Source organism: Kribbella sp., assembly GCF_035655035.1.
Classification (GTDB): domain Bacteria; phylum Actinomycetota; class Actinomycetes; order Propionibacteriales; family Kribbellaceae; genus Kribbella.
The window spans coordinates 1-19,105 of record NZ_DASRVN010000339.1 but is presented as its reverse complement, the minus strand read 5'-3'; the positions used below and the strand labels follow the sequence as shown (position 1 = coordinate 19,105).

The 19,105-nt window shown below is 68.7% G+C and carries 19 protein-coding genes; 13 read left to right on the top strand and 6 right to left on the bottom strand.

Going from position 1 to position 19,105, the window contains the following annotated elements:
- The first annotated feature begins 236 nt into the window (after positions 1-236).
- The gene (locus VFF46_RS19080) at positions 237-902 is read left to right on the top strand and encodes a DUF1707 SHOCT-like domain-containing protein (RefSeq protein WP_325038501.1); all 666 of its coding nucleotides are present in this window, start codon (positions 237-239) and stop codon (positions 900-902) included.
- Positions 903-947: 45 nt separating this feature from the next.
- Positions 948-1,403 carry a hypothetical protein gene (locus tag VFF46_RS19075; RefSeq protein ID WP_325038500.1) on the top strand — a complete coding sequence of 152 codons (456 nt, stop codon included), beginning with the start codon at positions 948-950 and terminating at the stop codon, positions 1,401-1,403.
- Here the strand turns inward: VFF46_RS19075 and VFF46_RS19070 are convergent.
- Positions 1,387-3,081 (bottom strand): dolichyl-phosphate-mannose--protein mannosyltransferase, encoded by a 1,695-nt coding sequence (locus VFF46_RS19070; RefSeq protein WP_325038499.1) that lies wholly within the window; start codon positions 3,079-3,081, stop codon positions 1,387-1,389. The two genes, VFF46_RS19075 and VFF46_RS19070, sit on opposite strands and share 17 nt — an antisense overlap.
- Before the next feature lie 63 nt (positions 3,082-3,144).
- On the opposite strand from VFF46_RS19070, the gene rsmI reads away from it, so the two are divergent.
- The 3 genes from rsmI (at position 3,145) to VFF46_RS19055 (ending at position 6,574) form a co-directional block, all read left to right on the top strand.
- On the top strand, positions 3,145-3,984 hold the full coding sequence (gene rsmI, locus VFF46_RS19065; protein WP_325038498.1) for a 16S rRNA (cytidine(1402)-2'-O)-methyltransferase: 840 nt from the start codon (positions 3,145-3,147) through the stop codon (positions 3,982-3,984).
- Positions 3,985-4,006: 22 nt separating this feature from the next.
- Positions 4,007-5,572 (top strand): methionine--tRNA ligase, encoded by a 1,566-nt coding sequence (gene metG / locus VFF46_RS19060; RefSeq protein ID WP_325038497.1) that lies wholly within the window; start codon positions 4,007-4,009, stop codon positions 5,570-5,572.
- A 90-nt stretch (positions 5,573-5,662) separates the two neighbouring features.
- Complete coding sequence (locus tag VFF46_RS19055) at positions 5,663-6,574, top strand: NADP-dependent oxidoreductase (protein WP_325038496.1); 912 nt, start codon at positions 5,663-5,665, stop codon at positions 6,572-6,574.
- A 264-nt stretch (positions 6,575-6,838) separates the two neighbouring features.
- On the opposite strand, the gene VFF46_RS19050 is transcribed toward VFF46_RS19055, so the two are convergent.
- Genes VFF46_RS19050 through VFF46_RS19030 form a run of 5 tightly spaced genes read right to left on the bottom strand, consistent with a single transcriptional unit; the run spans position 6,839 to position 12,058 of the window.
- The gene (locus tag VFF46_RS19050) at positions 6,839-7,750 is read right to left on the bottom strand and encodes a phytanoyl-CoA dioxygenase family protein (RefSeq protein WP_325038495.1); all 912 of its coding nucleotides are present in this window, start codon (positions 7,748-7,750) and stop codon (positions 6,839-6,841) included.
- Positions 7,747-9,015: a sugar ABC transporter substrate-binding protein gene (locus VFF46_RS19045; protein ID WP_325038494.1), complete on the bottom strand. Its 1,269-nt coding sequence runs from the start codon at positions 9,013-9,015 to the stop codon at positions 7,747-7,749. Before VFF46_RS19045 ends, VFF46_RS19050 begins: the two co-directional genes overlap by 4 nt.
- Positions 9,016-9,028: 13 nt before the next feature.
- Positions 9,029-9,838, bottom strand: a complete 810-nt coding sequence (locus VFF46_RS19040; RefSeq protein ID WP_325038493.1) for a carbohydrate ABC transporter permease — start codon at positions 9,836-9,838, stop codon at positions 9,029-9,031.
- Positions 9,835-10,746 (bottom strand): sugar ABC transporter permease, encoded by a 912-nt coding sequence (locus tag VFF46_RS19035; RefSeq protein ID WP_325038492.1) that lies wholly within the window; start codon positions 10,744-10,746, stop codon positions 9,835-9,837. Before VFF46_RS19035 ends, VFF46_RS19040 begins: the two co-directional genes overlap by 4 nt.
- Positions 10,739-12,058, bottom strand: coding sequence for a glycoside hydrolase family 36 protein (locus VFF46_RS19030; RefSeq protein WP_325038491.1), 1,320 nt, complete (start codon positions 12,056-12,058; stop codon positions 10,739-10,741). Before VFF46_RS19030 ends, VFF46_RS19035 begins: the two co-directional genes overlap by 8 nt.
- Before the next feature lie 76 nt (positions 12,059-12,134).
- Here VFF46_RS19030 and VFF46_RS19025 point away from each other — a divergent pair, with 76 nt between their 5' ends.
- From VFF46_RS19025 to rsmA, 8 genes are all read left to right on the top strand, one after another.
- Complete coding sequence (locus VFF46_RS19025; RefSeq protein WP_325038490.1) at positions 12,135-13,052, top strand: helix-turn-helix domain-containing protein; 918 nt, start codon at positions 12,135-12,137, stop codon at positions 13,050-13,052.
- Positions 13,053-13,102: 50 nt separating this feature from the next.
- Positions 13,103-13,519, top strand: coding sequence for an SRPBCC domain-containing protein (locus tag VFF46_RS19020; protein ID WP_325038489.1), 417 nt, complete (start codon positions 13,103-13,105; stop codon positions 13,517-13,519).
- 227 nt (positions 13,520-13,746) lie between these two features.
- Positions 13,747-14,661 carry a TatD family hydrolase gene (locus tag VFF46_RS19015; protein WP_325038488.1) on the top strand — a complete coding sequence of 305 codons (915 nt, stop codon included), beginning with the start codon at positions 13,747-13,749 and terminating at the stop codon, positions 14,659-14,661.
- 39 nt (positions 14,662-14,700) lie between these two features.
- Positions 14,701-15,123 (top strand): hypothetical protein, encoded by a 423-nt coding sequence (locus VFF46_RS19010; RefSeq protein ID WP_325038487.1) that lies wholly within the window; start codon positions 14,701-14,703, stop codon positions 15,121-15,123.
- A gap of 2 nt (positions 15,124-15,125) precedes the next feature.
- Complete coding sequence (locus VFF46_RS19005) at positions 15,126-16,259, top strand: hypothetical protein (protein ID WP_325038486.1); 1,134 nt, start codon at positions 15,126-15,128, stop codon at positions 16,257-16,259.
- A 26-nt stretch (positions 16,260-16,285) separates the two neighbouring features.
- Positions 16,286-16,900: a nitroreductase family protein gene (locus VFF46_RS19000; RefSeq protein WP_325038485.1), complete on the top strand. Its 615-nt coding sequence runs from the start codon at positions 16,286-16,288 to the stop codon at positions 16,898-16,900.
- A gap of 217 nt (positions 16,901-17,117) precedes the next feature.
- Entirely contained in the window at positions 17,118-18,257 is a 1,140-nt protein-coding gene (locus tag VFF46_RS18995; protein ID WP_325038484.1) for a transglycosylase family protein, read from the top strand.
- A 75-nt stretch (positions 18,258-18,332) separates the two neighbouring features.
- A partial coding sequence (gene rsmA / locus VFF46_RS18990) for a 16S rRNA (adenine(1518)-N(6)/adenine(1519)-N(6))-dimethyltransferase RsmA (RefSeq protein ID WP_325038483.1) occupies positions 18,333-19,105 on the top strand: 773 nt, incomplete at its 3' end.

Sequence of the window (19,105 nt, the reverse complement as noted above, 5' to 3'; positions counted from 1 at the left end):
GCCCCGCGCCCGCCCGCTCGGGCTCCACCCCACCCCACCCCGCGCCGCCGCCCGCTCGCGTGCTGCCACGCATCTCGCGACGCGTTTGGTGGGTCAGCCCACGAGCTGCAGGGTTCGCCCACCGGATCTCGGGTGCCAACCCGGCAGCTCGTGGGTGGACCCACGAGATCTCAGGGGCCGGTTCAGGGTTGTCACGGGGGTTCTACTGGGCCGTTCTCGATATATCGTTCAGTTTTATGGAGAACCTGCCCGACAACCCGCATCCGCACGCACATCTGCGGGCGTCCGACATCGACCGCGACCAGGTCGTCGACGTACTCCGGGACGCCCTGATGTCGGGGCGGTTGACGCAGGACGAGCATGCCGACCGGCTGGAGCAGGCGCTGCAGGCGAAGACCCTCGGCGAGCTCGAGCCGATCACCCGGGACCTGGTCGTCCCGGGGCAGGCGGCGCCGATCGCGCAGCCGGCCCCGGCCGCCTCGACCAGCCTGGTCCCGATCGAGGAGCCGGCCGACCCGGCCGCGAGCGTGGACCAGCTGGTCGCGATCTTCGGCGGCGGCGAACGGAAGGGCCGCTGGCGGGTGAAGCGCCGTACCAACGCGCTCGCGGTGTTCGGCGGGCACGACCTGGACATGACGGACGCGGTGTTCGAGGGCCGCGAGGTGACGATCTACGCGGTCGCGGTGTTCGGCGGCATCGACATCACCGTGCCCGAGGGCGTGACCGTGCGTAACGAGGGGATCGGGATCTTCGGCGGGTTCGCCGCGCAGGGGTCCGAGCACCCGGACCCGAACGCGCCGACCGTGGTGATCAAGGGTGTCGCGCTGTTCGGCGGCGTCGGCGGTCAGTCGTCCGCGAAGCGCCACCGCAAGCGGCACCACAACCGCCACGAACTGCACTGAACAAATCCGAGTGCGGTTCGCGGGCAGTCCTCGTAGCCTGCGGTCATGGCCGATTTCGTTCCAGCCGACTTCGACGTACCCCGTGAGCTGATCACCCCGCGATTCCGGCTGGAACCGCTGGGTCCCGAGCACAACGCGCCGGACTACGCCGCCTGGACCAGCAGCATCGCGCACATCCGATCGACGCCCGGTTTCGGCGGCAGCTGGCCGCCGGCCGAAGGCATGTCCCCGGAGGCCAACCTCGGCGATCTCCAGCGGCACGCGGACGACTTCGTCGCGCGGCGCGGGTTCACGTACACGGTCGTCGAGACCGACGGCGACGTGATCGGCTGTGTGTACATCTACCCGTCGCGCAAGGATCCGGCCGTCACCGACGTACGTTCCTGGGTGAGCGCGGACCGGGCGGAGCTGGATGTCGCCTTGTACGACGCCGTGTCCGGCTGGCTGGCCACGAGGTGGCCGTTCGGGAACGTGGACTACGCGGTCAGATCCAGGACTTGAACCACATCCGGCTGAGCCAGTCCTGATGCGGGAGCACCTGGTCGGTCAGGATCGGCCAGATGTAGGCGAAGTTCAGGACCACGAGTACGACGAAGGCGCCGACCACCGCGGTGCCGATCAGCCGCCGCGGGGTCGCCGTACTGAGCCCGGTCCTCAGCACGGTCCGGGCCGGGCCGAGGACCTTCCCGAGGATCAGCGCCAGCGCCATCACGGTGAACGGGATCATCGTCACCGCGTAGAAGAAGAAGATCGGTCTCTGGTCGTACGCGAACCACGGCACCCAGCACGTCACGAACCCGACGATCGCCACGCCGAACCGCCAGTCGCGGGTACTGACCCACAGCACCAGCGCGGCGATCAGCGCCAGCGCACCGCCCCACCACAACAGCGGCGTACCGAGGGCAGAGATCACCTGCAGACACGTCTGACCGGCCGGGACGTTGCACCCCGGCGTACCGGGCTTGATGTCGTTGACCGCGTCGAACCCGATCGGCCGCGCGATGATCGGCCAGCCCGCCGGGTTCGACTGGTACGGGTGGGTGGCGTGCTTGATGTAGTCGCCGGTGTGGAACGCGTAGACCTCTTTGTGGTACTCGAGCAGTGACCGGAAGTCGTCCGGCACCACCTTCATGATGCCGTGCGCCGGGTTGCTGGCCGCCCAGTTGTGGTCGTACGAGTTGTCGTGCAGCAGCCAGCCGGTCCAGGTCGCCGTGTACGTGACGCCGGCCACCAGCACCAGGCTGACGAACGCCGGTATGCCGTCCACCAGCGCGGACTTCACGAACGCGAACCGGACGCCGAGCGCGCGCCGGGCGCCGACGTCCCAGGCGAACACCAGGACGCCGAACGCGGCCAGCGTCCAGATCGCGGACCACTTGGTGCCGCAGGCGAGGCCGAAGCAGACACCGGCCGCGATCCGCCACGGCCGGACCAGCAGCCAGCGGCCGACCGTACGGCGGCCGCCGTCCTCGACCGGCTTGTCCAGCGTCTCGGCGTGCCGGCGGCGGGTCCAGTCGCGGTCGCAGATCAGGCAGGAGGTGGCCGCGACCAGCCAGAACGCCAGGAAGATGTCGAGCAGCGCGACCCGGGACATCACGAAGTGCAGCCCGTCGACCGCGAGCAGCAGGCCGGCGATCGCGCCGATCAGCGTGGACCGGGTCATCCGGCGGACGGTCCGGATCAGCAGCAGCACGGTGAGCGTGCCGAACAGCGCCGGCATGAACCGCCAGCCGAACGTGTTCATCCCGAACAGCTGCTCACCGGCGGCGATCATCCACTTGCCGACCTCGGGGTGCACGACCAGGCTCGGGGTGGGCTTGAAGACGTCCAGGTTGCCGGCCAGGATCGCCTTGTCGGCGGCACCCTCCGGCTGGTCGATGAACTGCCGCGCGTACCCGTACTTGAGCAGGCTGAACGCGTCCTTGGCGTAGTACGTCTCGTCGAAGACAAACTTCACCGGCGTACTCAGGTGCCAGAACCGCAGGATGCCGGCCATCAGCGTGATCGCCAGCGTGGCGATCCAGCCACCGTCGAAGTCCCGCGGCATCGCCGGGTAGAGCCGCTGTTTCAACGGTGGCAACCGCCCACCGAGCACGTCCCGCCCGAGCAGCTCATGCTCGTCATCCGCCTCGCTCCGCCGGACAGTCCCGTCCTCGATCACAGCAGCCACGCCCGCCATGCTACGGACCCCCCGGTCCGCCCGCCTCCCCGTGTCGCCCGGAACGGCTGGGATGATGGGCCGATGACCGGGCGATTGGTTCTTGCGGGGACTCCTATCGGGGACGTTTCGGATGCTTCGCCGCGGTTGGGGAGGGTGCTTTCCGGGGCCGAGGTGGTGGCGGCGGAGGACACGCGGCGGCTGCGGCGGCTGACGTCCGAGCTGGGGATTCAGCTGAGCGGGCGGGTGGTCAGTTACTTCGAGGGGAACGAGCGGGAGCGGACTCCGGAGTTGCTGCAGGCGCTCGTGGACGGGCAGACCGTGGTGGTGGTGACGGACGCGGGAATGCCGAGCGTGTCGGATCCGGGGTACCGGCTGGTCGCGGCGGCGATCGACGCCGGCGTGGTCGTGACCGCGGTACCGGGGCCGTCGGCGGTGCTGACGGCGCTGGCGTTGAGTGGTCTGCCGGTTGACCGGTTCACGTTCGAGGGGTTCCTGCCGCGGAAGCCGGGGGAGCGCGGGCGTCGGCTCGCGGAGTTGCGGGACGAGCCGCGGACGATGGTGTTCTTCGAGGCGCCGCACCGGCTGAACGCGTCGCTCGAGGCGATGGCCGAGGCGTTCGGGGCGGATCGCCGTACGGCGGTGTGCCGGGAGCTGACGAAGACGTACGAGGAGGTCAAGCGGGGACGCCTCGACGAGCTGGTCACGTGGTCGGCAGAGGGGGTCCGGGGCGAGATCACGGTCGTCGTCTCGGGCGCGGACCCGGACAAGATGATGACGCCGGAGGACCTCGCCCGCGAGGTCGCGGTCGACGAAGAGGCCGGTACGCCGCGTAAGCAGGCGATCGCCGACGTCGCGAAGCGCTTCAACGTGCCGAAACGGACCGTGTACGACGCCGTACTGGCCGCGCGAAAACCCGGTTAACCGGGGCACTACTCTTTAAGGCATGTCCGAGAAGGCCTATTACGTCACCACCCCGATCTACTACGTCACGGCCGCGCCGCACATCGGCAGCGCGTACACGACGGTGGCCGGGGACGTCCTGACCCGCTGGCACGCGCAGCGCGGCGAGCGCAAGTGGTACCTGACCGGTACCGACGAGCACGGCGAGAAGGTGATGCGCAGCGCGCAGGCCCAGGGCATGACCCCGAAGGAGTGGACCGACAAGCTCGTCGAGGAGGCCTGGAAGCCGGCCTGGGTGGACGTCGACATCGCGTACGACGACTTCATCCGGACGACCGAGCAGCGGCACACCGAGCGGGTCCGCGAGTTCTGGCAGAAGCTGTACGACAAGGGCGACGTCTACAAGGGCGAGTACGAGGGCCTGTACTGCGTGGGCTGCGAGGAGTTCAAGCTGCCCGCGGACATCCGGACCGACGAGGACGGCACGCAGCGGTGCATGATCCACGGCACCGAGCTGGAGACGGTCTCGGAGACGAACTACTTCTTCCGGCTCTCGGCGTACGCCGACCGGCTGCTCGAGCTGTACGAATCGCAGCCCGACTTCGTGGCGCCGTCGAGCGCGCGCAACGAGGTGATCGCGTTCGTCAAGCAGGGGCTGCAGGACCTGTCGATCACCCGGTCGACGTTCGACTGGGGTATTCCGGTGCCGTGGGACGAGGACCACGTCCTGTACGTGTGGATCGACGCGCTGCTCAACTACGTGACGGCCGCGGGCTACGGCACGGATCCGGAGCGGTTCGAGGAGCTGTGGCCGGTCGACGTACATCTGGTCGGTAAGGACATCCTCCGGTTCCACGCGGTGATCTGGCCGGCGATGCTGATGGCCGCCGAGGTCGCCGTACCGCGTCAGGTCTTCGCGCACGGCTGGCTGCTGGTCGGCGGCGAGAAGATGAGCAAGTCGAAGCTGACCGCGATCGCGCCGCACGAGATCACCGACCACTTCGGCTCGGACGCCTTCCGGTACTACTTCCTGCGCACGATCCAGTTCGGGTCGGACGGCTCGTTCTCGTGGGAGCACCTGAGCGCGGTCTACACCTCCGAGCTCGCGAACGGCCTCGGCAACCTGGCCAGCCGGATCGCGGCCATGGTCGGCAAGTACTTCGACGGCGTGCTGCCCGAGCCGACCGACCACGGGCCGGCCGAGCAGGCGCTGGCGGACAAGCTCGCGCAGACCGTCGCGACCGCGGACAAGGCGCTGGACACGCTCGCGTTCCAGGACGCGCTCGCCGCGATCAACGAACTGGTTGGCGCGGTCAACGGGTACGTCACCGAGCAGGAGCCGTGGAAGGTCGCCAAGGACGAGTCCCGGCGGGCCCGGCTCGCGACGATCCTGTACTCGGCGGCCGAGGTACTGCGGGCGGTCGCCGTACTGCACAACCCGACGATGCCGAAGTCGTCCGCGAAGCTGTGGGCGCTGCTCGGCGCGGAGGAGAAGCTCGGCGCGCTCGCCGACCAGCGGGTGCAGGACGCCGGCACCTGGGGCCAGCTCCCGGCCGGGGCGACGCTCACGAAGGGCGACCCGCTGTTCCCGCGCCTCGAAGAGAGCTGATTGCAACAGAACTGGCGCCGCCGTCCGGGAATGCCGGGCGGCGGCGTCGGCTTTTCTTGTAGCAACAACCATTTCTTGGAGGCGGTTCGGATGCGTGCGGTGGAGTTCGAGGAGTACGGCGGTCCTGAGGTGCTCGAGGTACGCGACGTGCCGGAGCCGCACGCCGGGGCGGGGCAGGTGCGGATCAAGGTGCACGCGGCGGGGGTGAATCCGTACGACACCAAGATCCGGCGCGGGTTCACCAAGGCGTTCGCGCCGGTGGAGTTCCCGGCGATTCCCGGGTTCGAGGTGGCCGGGGTGGTGGACGAGGCCGGTGAGGGGGCGGCGTTCGCGGTCGGGGACGAGGTCGTGGGCTGGTCGGCGGGTGGCGCGTACGCGGAGTTCGCGCTCGGTGGGAACGTGACGCGCAAGCCCGCGGGCCTGAGTTGGGATGAGGCCGTCGGCGTACCGGTGGCGGGCGAGACGGCGCAGCGGGTGCTCGATCTGCTTGCTGTTAAGTCCGGCGAGACGATCCTGATCCACGGCGCCGCCGGTGCGGTCGGGTCGGTCTCCGTACAGCTGGCTGCCGCTGCTGGTCTCACTGTGATCGGTACGGCGTCCGCGGCGAACCACGACTATCTGCGCGAGATCGGGGCGGTGCCGGTGGAGTACGGTGACGGCCTCGTGGAGCGGGTGCGCGCGGCAGCGCCTCAGGGTGTCGACGCTGTGTTCGATACTGCTGGCAAGGGCGGTCTTCAGGAGTCGATCGAGCTCCGCGGCGGCACCGACCGCATCATCACGATCGCCGACTTCGCCGCCGCCGACCTCGGCATCCAAACCTCCTCCGGCGGCACCGGCACCCCCGACGAGGTCCGCGCCGCCCTGACCACCCAACTCGAGTCCGCCGCGGCCGGCCACCTCACCATCCGCATCGCCGCCACCTTCCCCCTCACCGAAGCCGCCAAGGCCCAAGCCCTCAGCGAATCCGGCCACGCCCGCGGCAAAATCGTCATCACCCCATAAACCAGAAAGCACCCCGCACCGAGCGTGCTGTCGCAAAGGACACCGCTTCGCGGCGGCTGTCTTTTGGGGTCTTCGGCCCGTGCGGTTCCGTGGCGGGGGTGCTCGCACGACCGCCGGAGTACGCACGCGAACCAGGTGTGTCCCCGGCGCAGGATCAACCACCGGACGCAGCATCCTCACGGGGGACCCGGGCCGGGGCCCGCATGAACGGCGCGGGATCAGGCGCCGCCCTCCTCGGAATCGGGGAGGGGCGGGCCAGCTCGGTTAGATGTAGGCGAAGCGGGACGGTGGCGTCGGTACGTCGTCCACGCGCGGGTCCCAGCGGTCGACGAGATTCACGTCGGCGGGGATCTCGACGGAGGTGGTTGAGGTCCAACCGCGGGTGAGGGTGGGGAAGTCGGGGACGTCGGGGTGGTAGTGGGGTTTGCCGGTGCCGAGGAGGTCTCGGGCCATGGGGGCGGTTCGGGCCTGGTAGCGGAAGTCGGCGGACAGGCGGAGGCGGTTCGTGCGGTTCGGCATGGCGCCGTGGACGGTGAGGCTGCCGAAGAGCAGGACGTCGCCGGGACGGTACGACGTCGTGCGCCACTCCGGGTGGTTCTCGTCCGCCTCCGCGCGCATCATCCCGGGCCCGTCCGACGCCTTCACCGGCAGTACGCCGAGCCGCGGCGACCCGGCGAACACCCGCAGCCCGCCGATCTCCGGTGGTGCCTCGCTCAGCGGGAGCCACGTCGTGAGCGTGTCCACACAGCCCTGGATGAACCGGTAGTCCTGGTGGATCGGCGTCGGGTTCGCCCCGGGTGACGGCGGCGCGATCCGGCAGATGTGTGCCGGATGCGCGAACGCCTCCTCCCCGAGCAACCGCGCCGCCAGCGCCAGCAGCTCCGGCCGTACGGCGAGCTGGTGAAACGCCTCGGTGCTCTGGATCGCCGTATACGCCCCGAAGAACCCGGCCGACCCTTCCTCCACCGCCCGCCCCGAGGCGACCAGCTGCAACGGATCCGCGTCCGGGTCCAACCAGTCACTGTCGTACAGAATCCGCGCCAACTGATCGTGCACATCCCCGACCACGTCCACCGGCAGCAGCCCGCGGAAGAACAGATAGCCGTCGGCCGCCAGTCGCGAACGTAGTACGCCGGCGTCCAGCACGTCGTCGTACGAATCGGTCAGTTCCTTCATTTCCCGTTGCCAATCTTGTCCATGGAAGCGGCGATGTCGGTGACCGGGACCTTGTTCAGGTACAGGTCGTTGACGGTCTTGTCGATTTCGGGAGACTTGGCGGTCCAGCCGTCGGCGATCGGGAGGTTGACGGTGTTGCCGGCGGCGGAGGCGAGGAAGGGCTGTACGTCGATGTCCTTCTTCTTCCAGTACGCCTTGTACCCGGCGCCGGCGTCGTTCAGAGCCGGGATGATGTAGCCGGCGTCGCCCATCAGCCGCTGGGCCTTCTCGGAGCCGAGGAACGTGACCAGCTTGCCGGCCTGGTCGGGGTGCTTGGTCTTCGCGAACATCGCCTCGGCCAGGCCGTTGATCACGACCGTACGTCCGGCCGGCCCGGCGGGCATCGAGGTGACGCCGATCGGGAACTTCACCTCGGGCAGCGCGAACGGCAGCAGCGCGTTGTTCGCCGGGAACATCGCCACCTCGCCGCGGTAGAACATCTCGGTCGCCTGCCCGGTCGGCGGGTTCGTCCGGGTGCCGTCCGGCGACACCTTCCACTTGAACACCAGGTCCCGGGCGAACTGCAGCGCCTCGACGGACTTGTCGCCGCTGAAGTCGAACGTGCCGTACGGCTTGTCCATCGCGTGACCGCCGTTCGACGCGATCCAGTTCAGCCACTGGGTCTGGCTGTGGTTCCAGGAACAGAACCCCCACTGCTTGTCGCCGACGGTCAGCTTGCGCGCGATCTCCAGGAAGCTGCCGGAGCCATCCGGTGCCCAGGTCAGCTCGGCAGGCATGGTGATCCCGGCCTTCGCGACCAGCGTCTTGTTGTACAGCAGCCCGACGATGCCCATGTCCTTCGGCATCCCCAGTTGCTTGTCCTCGAACTTGTACGACTGCACGACGTTCGGGTGGTACGCGTCGAGCTTCAGCCCGGCCTTCGAGATCAGGTCGTCGAGCGGCGCGAGCACCCCCTTGCCGGCGAAGTCCGGGAAGTAGTCGACGGTCAGCCAGAACACGTCCGGCGCCTTGCCGCTGGCCAGTTCGGTGGTCAGCTTGGTCCAGTACTGGTCCCACGGCAGCACTTCCATCCGGATCGTGATGTCCGGGTTCTCCTTGGTGAACTCCGCGAACACCGCCTTGTAGCCGACCTCCTGCTGCTCGTCCCAGAGCCGGTACACGAGCTCGACCTTGCCGCCGCTGCTCGCTTTGTCCGACGAGCCGCAGCCGGCCAGCGTCAGCACACTGCCGGCGCCGATCAGAAATGTCCTCCTGGACAAAGACATGGGTACCTCCGGATCACTTGAGCCCGGTAACGGCGACCGAGCGGACGATGAAGCGCTGGAACACGACGAACAGCACGAGCAGCGGCGCCAGCGCGATCAGGCTGCCGGCCATGATGGCGTTGTAGTCGACGCCGACCTCCCCCTTGAACAAGGCGATCCCGACCGAGAGCAGCCGTTTGTCGTCGCTGCTGGTGATGATCAGCGGCCACAGGAAGTTGTTCCAGTTCGCCACCACGGCGAGGGTGGTGACGGTGACCAGGATCGGTTTCGACAACGGCAGCACGATCGACACCAGCGTGCGGACCCGCCCGGCGCCGTCGATCCTGGCCGCGTCCTCAAGGTCCGCGGGGATGCTGCGGAAGAACTGGCGGAGCAGGAAGATCGCGTACGGCGTACCGAGCATCGTCGGCAGCATCAGGCCGGCCCACGTGTCGACCAGGCCGAGCTTCTGCATCATCAGGTACAGCGGGATCATCGTGACCACCGGCGGCACCATCAGTGTCGACAAATACACCCAGAACAGCGCGTCCCGCCCCGGGAACGACAGCCGCGCGAAGGCGTACGCCGCGAGGATCGCGAACACCACCTGCCCGAGCGTGATCCCGGCCGTGACGAACGCGGTGTTCAGCAGGTACCCGCCGAACCCGGACGCGAACAGCCGGTGGAACGCCGCCGTACTGGGCGGCAGTCCGGGCTCCCACGGCATCGTCTCGGACAGTTGCCCAGGGCCCTTGAACGCGGTGAGCACGGTCAGGAAGTACGGGAAGATCGCGAGCACGCAGCCGGCCACCAGGACGGCGTACACGAAGATGCGCAGTTTCATCCGGACACCTCGTAGGTCGTACGGCGTTCGAAGTACACGAACTGGGAGATCGTCGCGACCAGCACCACCGCGAACAGCAGCACCGAGATCGTCGACGCGTAGCCGAAGTCGAACTTGTGGAACGCCTCGTCGTAGATCTGGTACGTCGTGACCTCGGTGCTGTGACCGGGACCGCCCTCGGTCATCACGAAGATCGTGTCGAACGCCTGGAACGACCCGATCACGTTGGTGATCAGTACGAACAGCATCGTCGGGCGCAGCAACGGCAGCGTGATCGTGAAGAAGTGTGCGACCGGAGACGCGCCGTCGAGGGACGAGGCCTCGCGCAGCGACGGGGGGATGTTCTGCAGGCCGGCCAGGAAGAACAGCATGTTGTACCCGGCGAACTGCCAGATGTGCACCGCCGCGACGCTCGGCATCGCCAGCACCGGTGACGACAGCCACGCCGGGCCGTGCACCCCGAACAGCCCGAGGAACTGGTTCAGCGCACCGCGACCCGGGTCGAAGATCCAGCTCCAGACCAGCCCGAGCGCCACCGGCGTCGCCATCCACGGGATCACCAGCAACGCCCGGAAGTACTTCATCCCGCGCAGCTTGCGGTCGACGAGCAGCGCCAGCAGCAGCGAGAGGATCGTCGTACCCGGGACGCAGATCACGACGTAGTACAGCGTGACCAGCAGCGAGTGCCAGACGTCGGAGTCCGTGAACAGCTTGCGGTAGTTGGCCAGCCCGATGAATTCCGGTGTCGAGAGCAACTTCCAGTCGAACAGGCTGACGACCAGCACGATCAGGACCGGCGCCAGCAGGAAGCCGAGGACACCGATCAGACTCGGGGCCAGCAACGCGTACGCCGCCGCCGTCTGGGCGTTCTTGCTTCGGCGTCGGGCGCGGGGCGCGGGCCTAAGCATCGGGATCCTTCAGCGGATGCGGCCGCGGCGAGCTCGGGACGAGCAGTTCGCGGGTACGGTCGAGTGCCCACTGGTCGAGGCTGCCGATCGGGTCGCTGGACATCCGCAGCCCCGGGCCGTCCGCGATGTGCTGCGCCCACTGCTCGCGCTGCTGCACCTCGGGCCGCACGATCAGGCAGTCCGAGTCGTTCGCCCACCAGCGGCCGTGCAGGAACTCGCGGGCCACCGACGTGGACCGGGCGCCCCGCTGACCCGGCTGGCTGATGTCGCCGGACGGTGGTTCGACCAACGGATCGGTGTCGGGGGAGATGCGCATGCAGTCGACCAGCCCGAGACTCGGCAGGATCGGGGCGCCGCAGCCGTGCAGGATCCGGTTCGGCCCGACCGCCTCGCGGAGCAGCCGCAGCCCTTGCCGGTACGCCGCGATGCCGTCGAGCTGCTCGTACCGCGGTGCGTCGATGGCACCGGCGTACACGAAGTCGAGCTTGAAATGATCGTATCCCTGCCGGCAGAGCTCGGTGAACACGTCGCCGATGTGCCGCGCGGCTCCCGGGTGGGTGACGTCGAGAACCAGTTGCTCCTGGCCCCAGTTCGTCCCGGCGCTGATCCCGGGGACCAGCCACTCCGGGTGCTTGCGCGCCGTTTCGCTGCCGGCCGCGACCAGGAAGGGTGCCACCCAGATGCCGGCCCGGCGCCCGCTGGAGCGGATGTCGGCGGCCAGCGTGACGGTCGACCCGAAGTCCGCCCGCGGTGTCAGCCAGTCGCCGATCGCGGTCTGGTATCCCTCGTCCAGCAAGACCAGGTCGACGCTGAGGTCGTGCTGGTCGAACTGCCGTACGTCGTTCATCACGTCCCGCTCGGTGACCTTGCCCCAGTACGCGTACCAGCTGCACCAGGACGGGCCGAACACGCGGACCGGCGGCGCTCCGGCGGCGAAGGTGCCGGCCCAGTCGGCGAGTGCCTGGTTCGGGTTCGCGTGGGTGCTGGTCGTGGTCGCGACGTCGCCGTCCGCGGAGATGAGCAGTTTGTTGCCCTGGACCTCGGCCCGGATCGACGGGACCGCGTCGGGGGAGAGCGCGGCGACGAGTGTCACCTCGCCGCCGGTCGCGACCGCGAGCAGACCCTCGCCCTGGAACTGCCCACCTGCCGCGACGCCCGGGCGGTACGCCATCACGTGGTGGTTCGGGGCCGTCGGGCGCGGCGGCGACGCGTCCAACCGGTACCAGCCGCTCGGGCTCCAGGACTGCCAGCCGTGCTCGAAGACCAGCGTGCTGGCGTCGGTGACGAGCTCGGCGACCGGACGGAAGGGCACGGATCCCTCGATTCACTAGAGTGCAGGATCTTGCTGACGTGCCGCTAATCTTGGAGCGCCGACGAGGGGATCCACCATGACGGAGCCTGCTGACTTCGAGCACGATCTTGCTACCCAGGTGTTGATCGAGCTGTACAGCGAGATCCCGCCGCCGAGCAAACTGGTGACCGGGCACTTCCACAGCGGCGGCGACTACCGCGTCGTCCGGCCGGATGGTGTGGGCAGCTGGTACCTGCTCTACACGGCGTCCGGGACGGGCCGGTACGTGCTCGGCGACAACCAGTTGATGCTGCGCCACGGGGACGTCGTACTGGTCAGTCCTGGGACACCGCACGACTACGGGACCGTGGGGACGTACTGGGAGTCCTGGTGGGCGCACTTCCAGCCGCGGCGCGAGTGGCACGGGTGGCTGTCGTTGCCGCAGGCAATGCCCGGACTGTCGTACGTCCGGCTGACCAGGTCGTCGGAGACCGACCGGGTGGTGTCCGCGTTCGACCGGCTGCACCGGGACGCGCAGCGCGCCGGGCTCTCGCCGACCGGCGACACCGAGCTACACCTCCTGGGGAAGAGCGTCGCGACCGAGCTGACGATGAACGGTATCGAGGAGGTGCTGCTCACCGCGGTCGCCAGCCTGCGCCGCGAGACGCAGCAGCTCGACGCCCGCGTCCATTTGGTGCTCGAGGCAATCACCGCCGACCCGGCCCGGCCGCACACGCTGACCTCACTCGCCGGCCTCGCGCAGGTCTCGGTGTCCCGCCTCGCCCACCTCTTCAAGGAGCAGGTGGGCGATTCGATCATGAACGTCGTACTGGCGCTCCGCCTGCAACGCGCGGCCGAACTGCTGGGCGCCACCGACATGTCCGTCGCGCAGATCGCGGCCGCGGTCGGGTTCGACTCACCGCACTACCTGAGCCGCCAGTTCGGCCGCCGGTACGGCATGTCCCCGACGGCCCACCGCAGCGCGGTCCGGAATCCTGAGCTGCAGTTGTACTAGCTGACGCTTTTCTACAAGCGGACGGCGGCCGGGAATCGTACTGTCGAACCATGACTGGTTATGTTGCAGTTGCCGAGATCGACATTGCGGCCCCTCCCGAGCGGGTGTGGGAGGTGCTCACCAAACCGGAGGACCTGCCGGAGCTGTGGTTCGGCGCCGTGGTGGAGACGGACTGGCAGGTCGGCAGCCCGATCACCTGGAGCGGCGAGTGGCAGGGCAAGTCGTACCAGGACAAGGGCGAGATCCTGGCCGTCGAGCGGGACCGGCTGTTGAAGCTGACCCACTACAGTCCGCTGACCGGGCAACCCGACGTACCGGAGAACTACCACACCCTCACCTACACCCTGACAGGCAACACCCACCTCAAGCTCGAGCAGGACAACAACGCCACCGAGGACGAGGCCAAGCACTCCCAAGGCATGTGGGAAACCCTCGTCGCCAAGGTGAAAGAAGCCGCCGAGAACTAGCCAACTGCCGAGTTGTTCCACCGCTGGCCTGCTACGAGCGCACCCCGCTTCGCGGCCACCACCCTCCAGCCTGAGATTCATACCCAAGAAGATGCCCGGATCCGCCCGGCGCCCGACCCCGGACTTCCGGCCTGTGGATACAGCCGGTGGCGGGTTGTCGGGCTGCTGACCTGCTGCAACAGGCCAGCGGTGAAAGAGGAGGGTAGTGAGTCAGTAATCTGGCCCCTATGGGTGCTGATGGTGTCGAGGTAGGGCGGCCGACCAGGGAGCGGGCGGCGGTGGGGGAGGACGGGCGGTCGCGGGACCGGAGCCGGCCGGCGGTGCCGGATCCGTTGCCGATCAGCGTCGTCGACGCGCACTGCCACCTGGACATCGCGGACGGCGAGGACGGCGCCTGGCTGAGCCCGGCCGAGGCGATCCGGCTGGCGGCCGCGGTCGGCGTGACGCGGATCGTCCAGGTCGGCTGCGACCTGCCCGGCGCGCAGTGGGCCGTCGAGGCGGCCGCGCAGTACCCGAACCTGATCGCCGGCGTCGCCCTGCACCCGAACGAGGCACCGACGCTGAAGGAGACCGGCGAGCTGGATCACGCGCTCGCCGAGATCGAACGGCTCGCGTCGAGCTCGGACAAGGTCCGGGTGATCGGCGAGACCGGCCTCGACTACTTCCGCACCGGCGCCGACGGCAAGGCCGCGCAGCACGAGTCGTTCGCCGCCCACATCCAGCTGGCGAAGCGCCTGGACAAGACGTTGATGATCCACGACCGCGACGCGCACGACGACGTACTGCGAATCCTCGACCGCGAAGGCGTCCCGGACCGCCTGGTGATGCACTGCTTCTCCGGCGACACCGAATTCGCCCGCGAATGCGTCAACCGCGGCGCCTACCTGAGCTTCGCCGGCGTGGTCACGTTCAAGAACGCCCAGTCGCTCCGCGACGCCCTCGCCGTCACCCCCCTCGACCGCATCCTGGTCGAGACCGACGCCCCGTACCTCACCCCGTCCCCCCACCGCGGCAAACCCAACGCCTCCTACCTGATCCCCCACACCGTCCGCAAAATGGCCGACGTCCTCAACATCTCCGTCCCCGAACTCTGCACAGCCCTCAACAACAACGCCAACCACGCCTTCGGTGGGCCTTGGTAAGCGCCTGCGGCTGACCAACTGGCCGGATACGCTGAGCTCGTGGACCAGGTGGATTACGACACTGTCGATGCACAGGTACTGGCGCTCGCCGATTCGCTGAGCGAGGCCGACGATGCCACGGTGGCCGCCGAGGTCGCGCGGCTCAAGGCGCTGGCGGAGCAGATCCCGGACGAGGATGACCGCCGTCTCGCGGTTATCAGAGTGCAGAAGCTGCCCGAGCTGATCCGAGGCCCACAGCCGGGCACGAGCTCGCAGTACTGGCGAGCCGCGAGCCTGGTCACGCAGGCGGTGAACGACAACGGTTCGACCGCGGACCGGATCGCCCACGCCGAACGTGCCAAGTCCGAGATCGCCGCACTGTCGGAACAGGCCCCGGTGCGCGAGTCCATGACGATCCTCCGGATGAACTCCACCTTGGTGAGGCTGATCGAGCGCCTCCGAAACGATGGCGCCGAAGGCTGATCGTGACCGACGCCGTCGAGATCGCACCACAGTCCTGGGAGTACCGGCTGGTGGCCGCCGTGGTGTACGCGGTCGAACAGCGGGCCGGTGGCGGCGTCGGCGGTCCTCGAACCCGGTGGAACGGGCGAGTGCTGGAGGAGACCGAACCAGGGCACCTCGGCGGCGCGCACGAGGACGGCAGTATCTCGGTGTCCGTTCGGCACGTGGTCGATCGGTTGCGCCAGGCACGGGACCTCGACCGGCCGTTGACCGACGACGAGGCCTGGCTCTTGCGCGACGCGATGGACACCCTGACTCACGAGTCCGCCCACCTGATGGCCCCTCTCGGAGACGAGACGGAACCGGAGGGATATCCGTACGACAGCGCTGCGACTGCTTTCGACGAAGGTCGCGCCGAGCACTGGACGAAGCGCAACCTCGACAAGGTCATCCGGGACGTCTTCACGGACGCCGGCTTGGACAAGGTCGAGGATGCGGTCCTGGCGCAGTCGAACCTCGACGCCTATCCCGCCTACACGCCGGCTGTCCGGCACCTCGACAAGGCGTTGGCCGATCGGAGCGGGCTGACGAGCGCCGAGGTCACCCAGAGGTTGCTGTGCGCCTCCGACAGCCAGCGCTGGAACGTCGCGGTCGACATGGTCATCGACAAGCACCTTGCCGAGCCGGGCCTGATGCCTGAGGCGCACCGTGCGGAGGTGCGAGCGCAGTTGGTTGCTCCGTTAAGCGATTCGCTGTCCGGGCTGGAGGCGGTCGAGGCTGACGACTCGCTGGGCAGCCCGCAGAAGTCCCAGGAGGCCATCGCGGCCGCTCAGAACGCGGTCGCCGGACTGGACTCGGAGCTCAGGCGCATCGAGCGCCACTACCACGTCCAGTACGCGCAACTTGCGCAGCAGGAGTCCCAGCGGCCGAACTCGCGACTGAACCAGGCTGTTCGTCAGGCCCAGGACAATCCTTCCCCCGACCTCAAGCGGCTCCGCGCACTCACCGGTGCTCAGGCACCGGCGTCCGATGCGACCAAGCAGCGGCCGGTGGTCGCTGACCATGCGCAGGCGGAGTTCCGCGCTGCTGCCCGGCCGCGGGGGCAGCAGGGTGATCGGGTGGAGCCCAGGCGGCCGGAGGGTCCTCGGCGGGGTTGAGGGGGGCTGGCTGGTAGACAGTGGGCATGGAGTTCAGTGAGGTCGTGCGGCGGCGGCGGATGGTGCGGAATTACGAGCCGGATCGGGCGGTGCCGGCGGAGGTCCGGGAGCGGATTCTCGAGAACGGGTTGCGGGCGCCGTCGGGTGGGTTCAGTCAGGGGTGGGCGTTTCTGACGTTGGAGGGGGACGAGCGGGAGCGGTACTGGCGGATCGCGGCCGCGGATCCGGATGAGAAGTATGTGGAATGGATCACAGGGTTGCGCCGGGCGCCGCTGCTGATTCTGGCGTTCGCGCACAAGGACGCGTACCTCGATCGGTACACCGAACCGGACAAGGGCTGGACCGATCGTGACGAGGGTCGCTGGACGGCGCCGTACTGGTACGTCGACACCGGGATGGCGGTGTTGCTGATGCTGCAGACGGTGGTCGACGAAGGCCTGGGAGCCTGCTTTTTCGGGCCTCCTGCGGACAAGGCGGGTCAGTTGCTCGACGAGTTCGGCGTACCGGCGGGGTTCGATCTGGTGGGGGTGCTGTCGGTTGGTCACCGGGCCGCGGACAAGCGGTCGCCGTCGCTGAAACGGGGCCGCCGGACGACCGCCGAAGTGGTGCATCGGGGACACTGGGGCAATCACGCCGAGTGAGGGTGCCGTTACACCTTTTCGCGACACTCCGAACAGGGGATTGGCACTTCCGCGTCTTCTTCGTTATGGTCCCGTGATGTTGGCCGGGATCGGGGAAGTTCCCGGACGAGCACAACCCCTCGGCGGGGTCACCGAATCTGGGCAGCCGGTCCAGCGGAGGAGGCCGGTGCCTGTGCTGTCCCACCCCGTGCCCGGGTAGCCCTACCTGGGAGCGTTAGTGCGTAAGTCCATCATCGTGGCCGTCGGTGCGGCGGCTGCGTTAGCCGTCGCGGGCGGCTCCGTGGCCTATGCCTCGAAGAGCAAGACCGTGAGCATCTCCGTCGACGGCCAGGTGCGGAAGGTGCACACCTTCGGCTCCACCGTGGCAGACGCCCTGAAGGACGACAAAGTTCAGATCGGTGCGCACGACAACGTCGCGCCGGGCCTGGACTCCAAGCTGAAGGACGGCCAGGAGATCGCGGTGCAGTACGGTCGCCAGCTGACCGTGAACGCCGACGGCACCAAGAAGGCGTACTGGACCACGGCCGGCAGCGTGAACGAGGCGCTCGCCGACCTGGGTCTGCGGTACGACGGCGCCCAGCTGTCCACCAGCCGGAGCGCGCCGCTCGGCCGCCAGGGGCTGGACCTGACCGTCACGACGCCGAAGACCGTGCAGATCGTGCACCTCGGCAAGACCGTGACGATCAAGGCACTGGCCGGCACCGTCGGGCAGGCCTTGACCGCGGCGAAGATCCGCTGGACCGCCCTCGACCGGATCACCCCGGCGGCGGCGACCCCGCTGAAGCTCGGCGTGAACACCATCAGCTACGTGCAGGTCGTGCAGAAGACCGTCACGAAGACCGAGGCGATCGCGCACGGCACCGCCAAGACCGATTCGGCGACGCTGCTGCAGGGCACCACGAAGACCACGACCAAGGGCACCGACGGCTCCAAGACCGTCACGTACCTGTACACCTACCTGGACGGCAAGCTGTCGACCACGAAGGTGGTCGGGTCGAAGCTGGTGTCGAAGGCCGTCGACGAGCAGGTCCTGGTCGGCACCAAGCCGAAGCCGGCCGACCCGAAGACCACGACCACCACGACGACGGACACCAAGCCGCCGGCGACCTCCGGTGGCAGCGGCGCGTGGGACCGGATCGCCGCGTGTGAGTCCGGCGGCAACTGGGCGGCGAACACCGGCAACGGGTTCTACGGCGGTCTGCAGTTCGACCACGGCACCTGGGCGGCCTACGGCGGTACGGCGTACTCCAGCAACGCGAACGGCGCGTCCAAGGCGCAGCAGATCTCGGTCGCGGAGAAGGTCAAGGCCGATCGCGGCGGGTACGGCGCGTGGCCGGTGTGCGGCAAGAAGGCCTGAGCCTGACACACTGCTCACGTGAGCTCGTCTGATTCATCCACATCAGCCGGACCGAGGCTTCTCGGTCCGGCTGATGTGCGTTCACTGGCCGCCGAGCTCGGGGTCCGCCCGACCAAGCAGCGCGGCCAGAACTTCGTCATCGACCCGAACACGGTCCGCCGGATCGTCCGCGCGGCCGACCTGACCGCCGGCGAGCACGTGCTGGAGATCGGCCCGGGCCTCGGTTCGCTGACGCTGGCGCTGCTCGCCGAGGGACACCCGGTCACCGCGGTCGAGATCGACCCGCTGCTCGCGCGGGCGCTCCCGTCGACGGTCGCGACGTACGCGCCGGATCAGGCCGCCGAGCTGACCGTGGTCGAGGCGGACGCGATGGAGGTCGGTGCCGAGCAGATCGGTATGCCGACCGCCTGCGTCGCGAACCTGCCGTACAACGTCGCCGTACCGGTCCTGCTGCACCTGCTCCAGGTGTCGGACTCGCTGCGCCACGGGCTGGTGATGGTGCAGGCCGAGGTCGCGGACCGGCTGGCCGCGCCGCCCGGCTCCCGGACGTACGGCGTACCTTCCGCGAAGGCCGCCTGGTACGCCGAGGTCCGGCGCGCGGGCCCGATCGGGCGGAAGGTGTTCTGGCCGGCGCCGAACGTGGACTCCGGGCTGGTCGCCTTCGTACGCCGCGACCCGCCGGTGACCGCGGCGAGCCGGGAGGAGACGTTCGCGGTGATCGAGGCGGCGTTCTCGCAGCGCCGGAAGACCGTCCGCTCCGCCCTGGCCCGCTGGATGCCGGACCGGGAACGCCTCGACGAGGTGTTCGCCGCGACCGGGATCGACCCACGGCTGCGCGGCGAGATGCT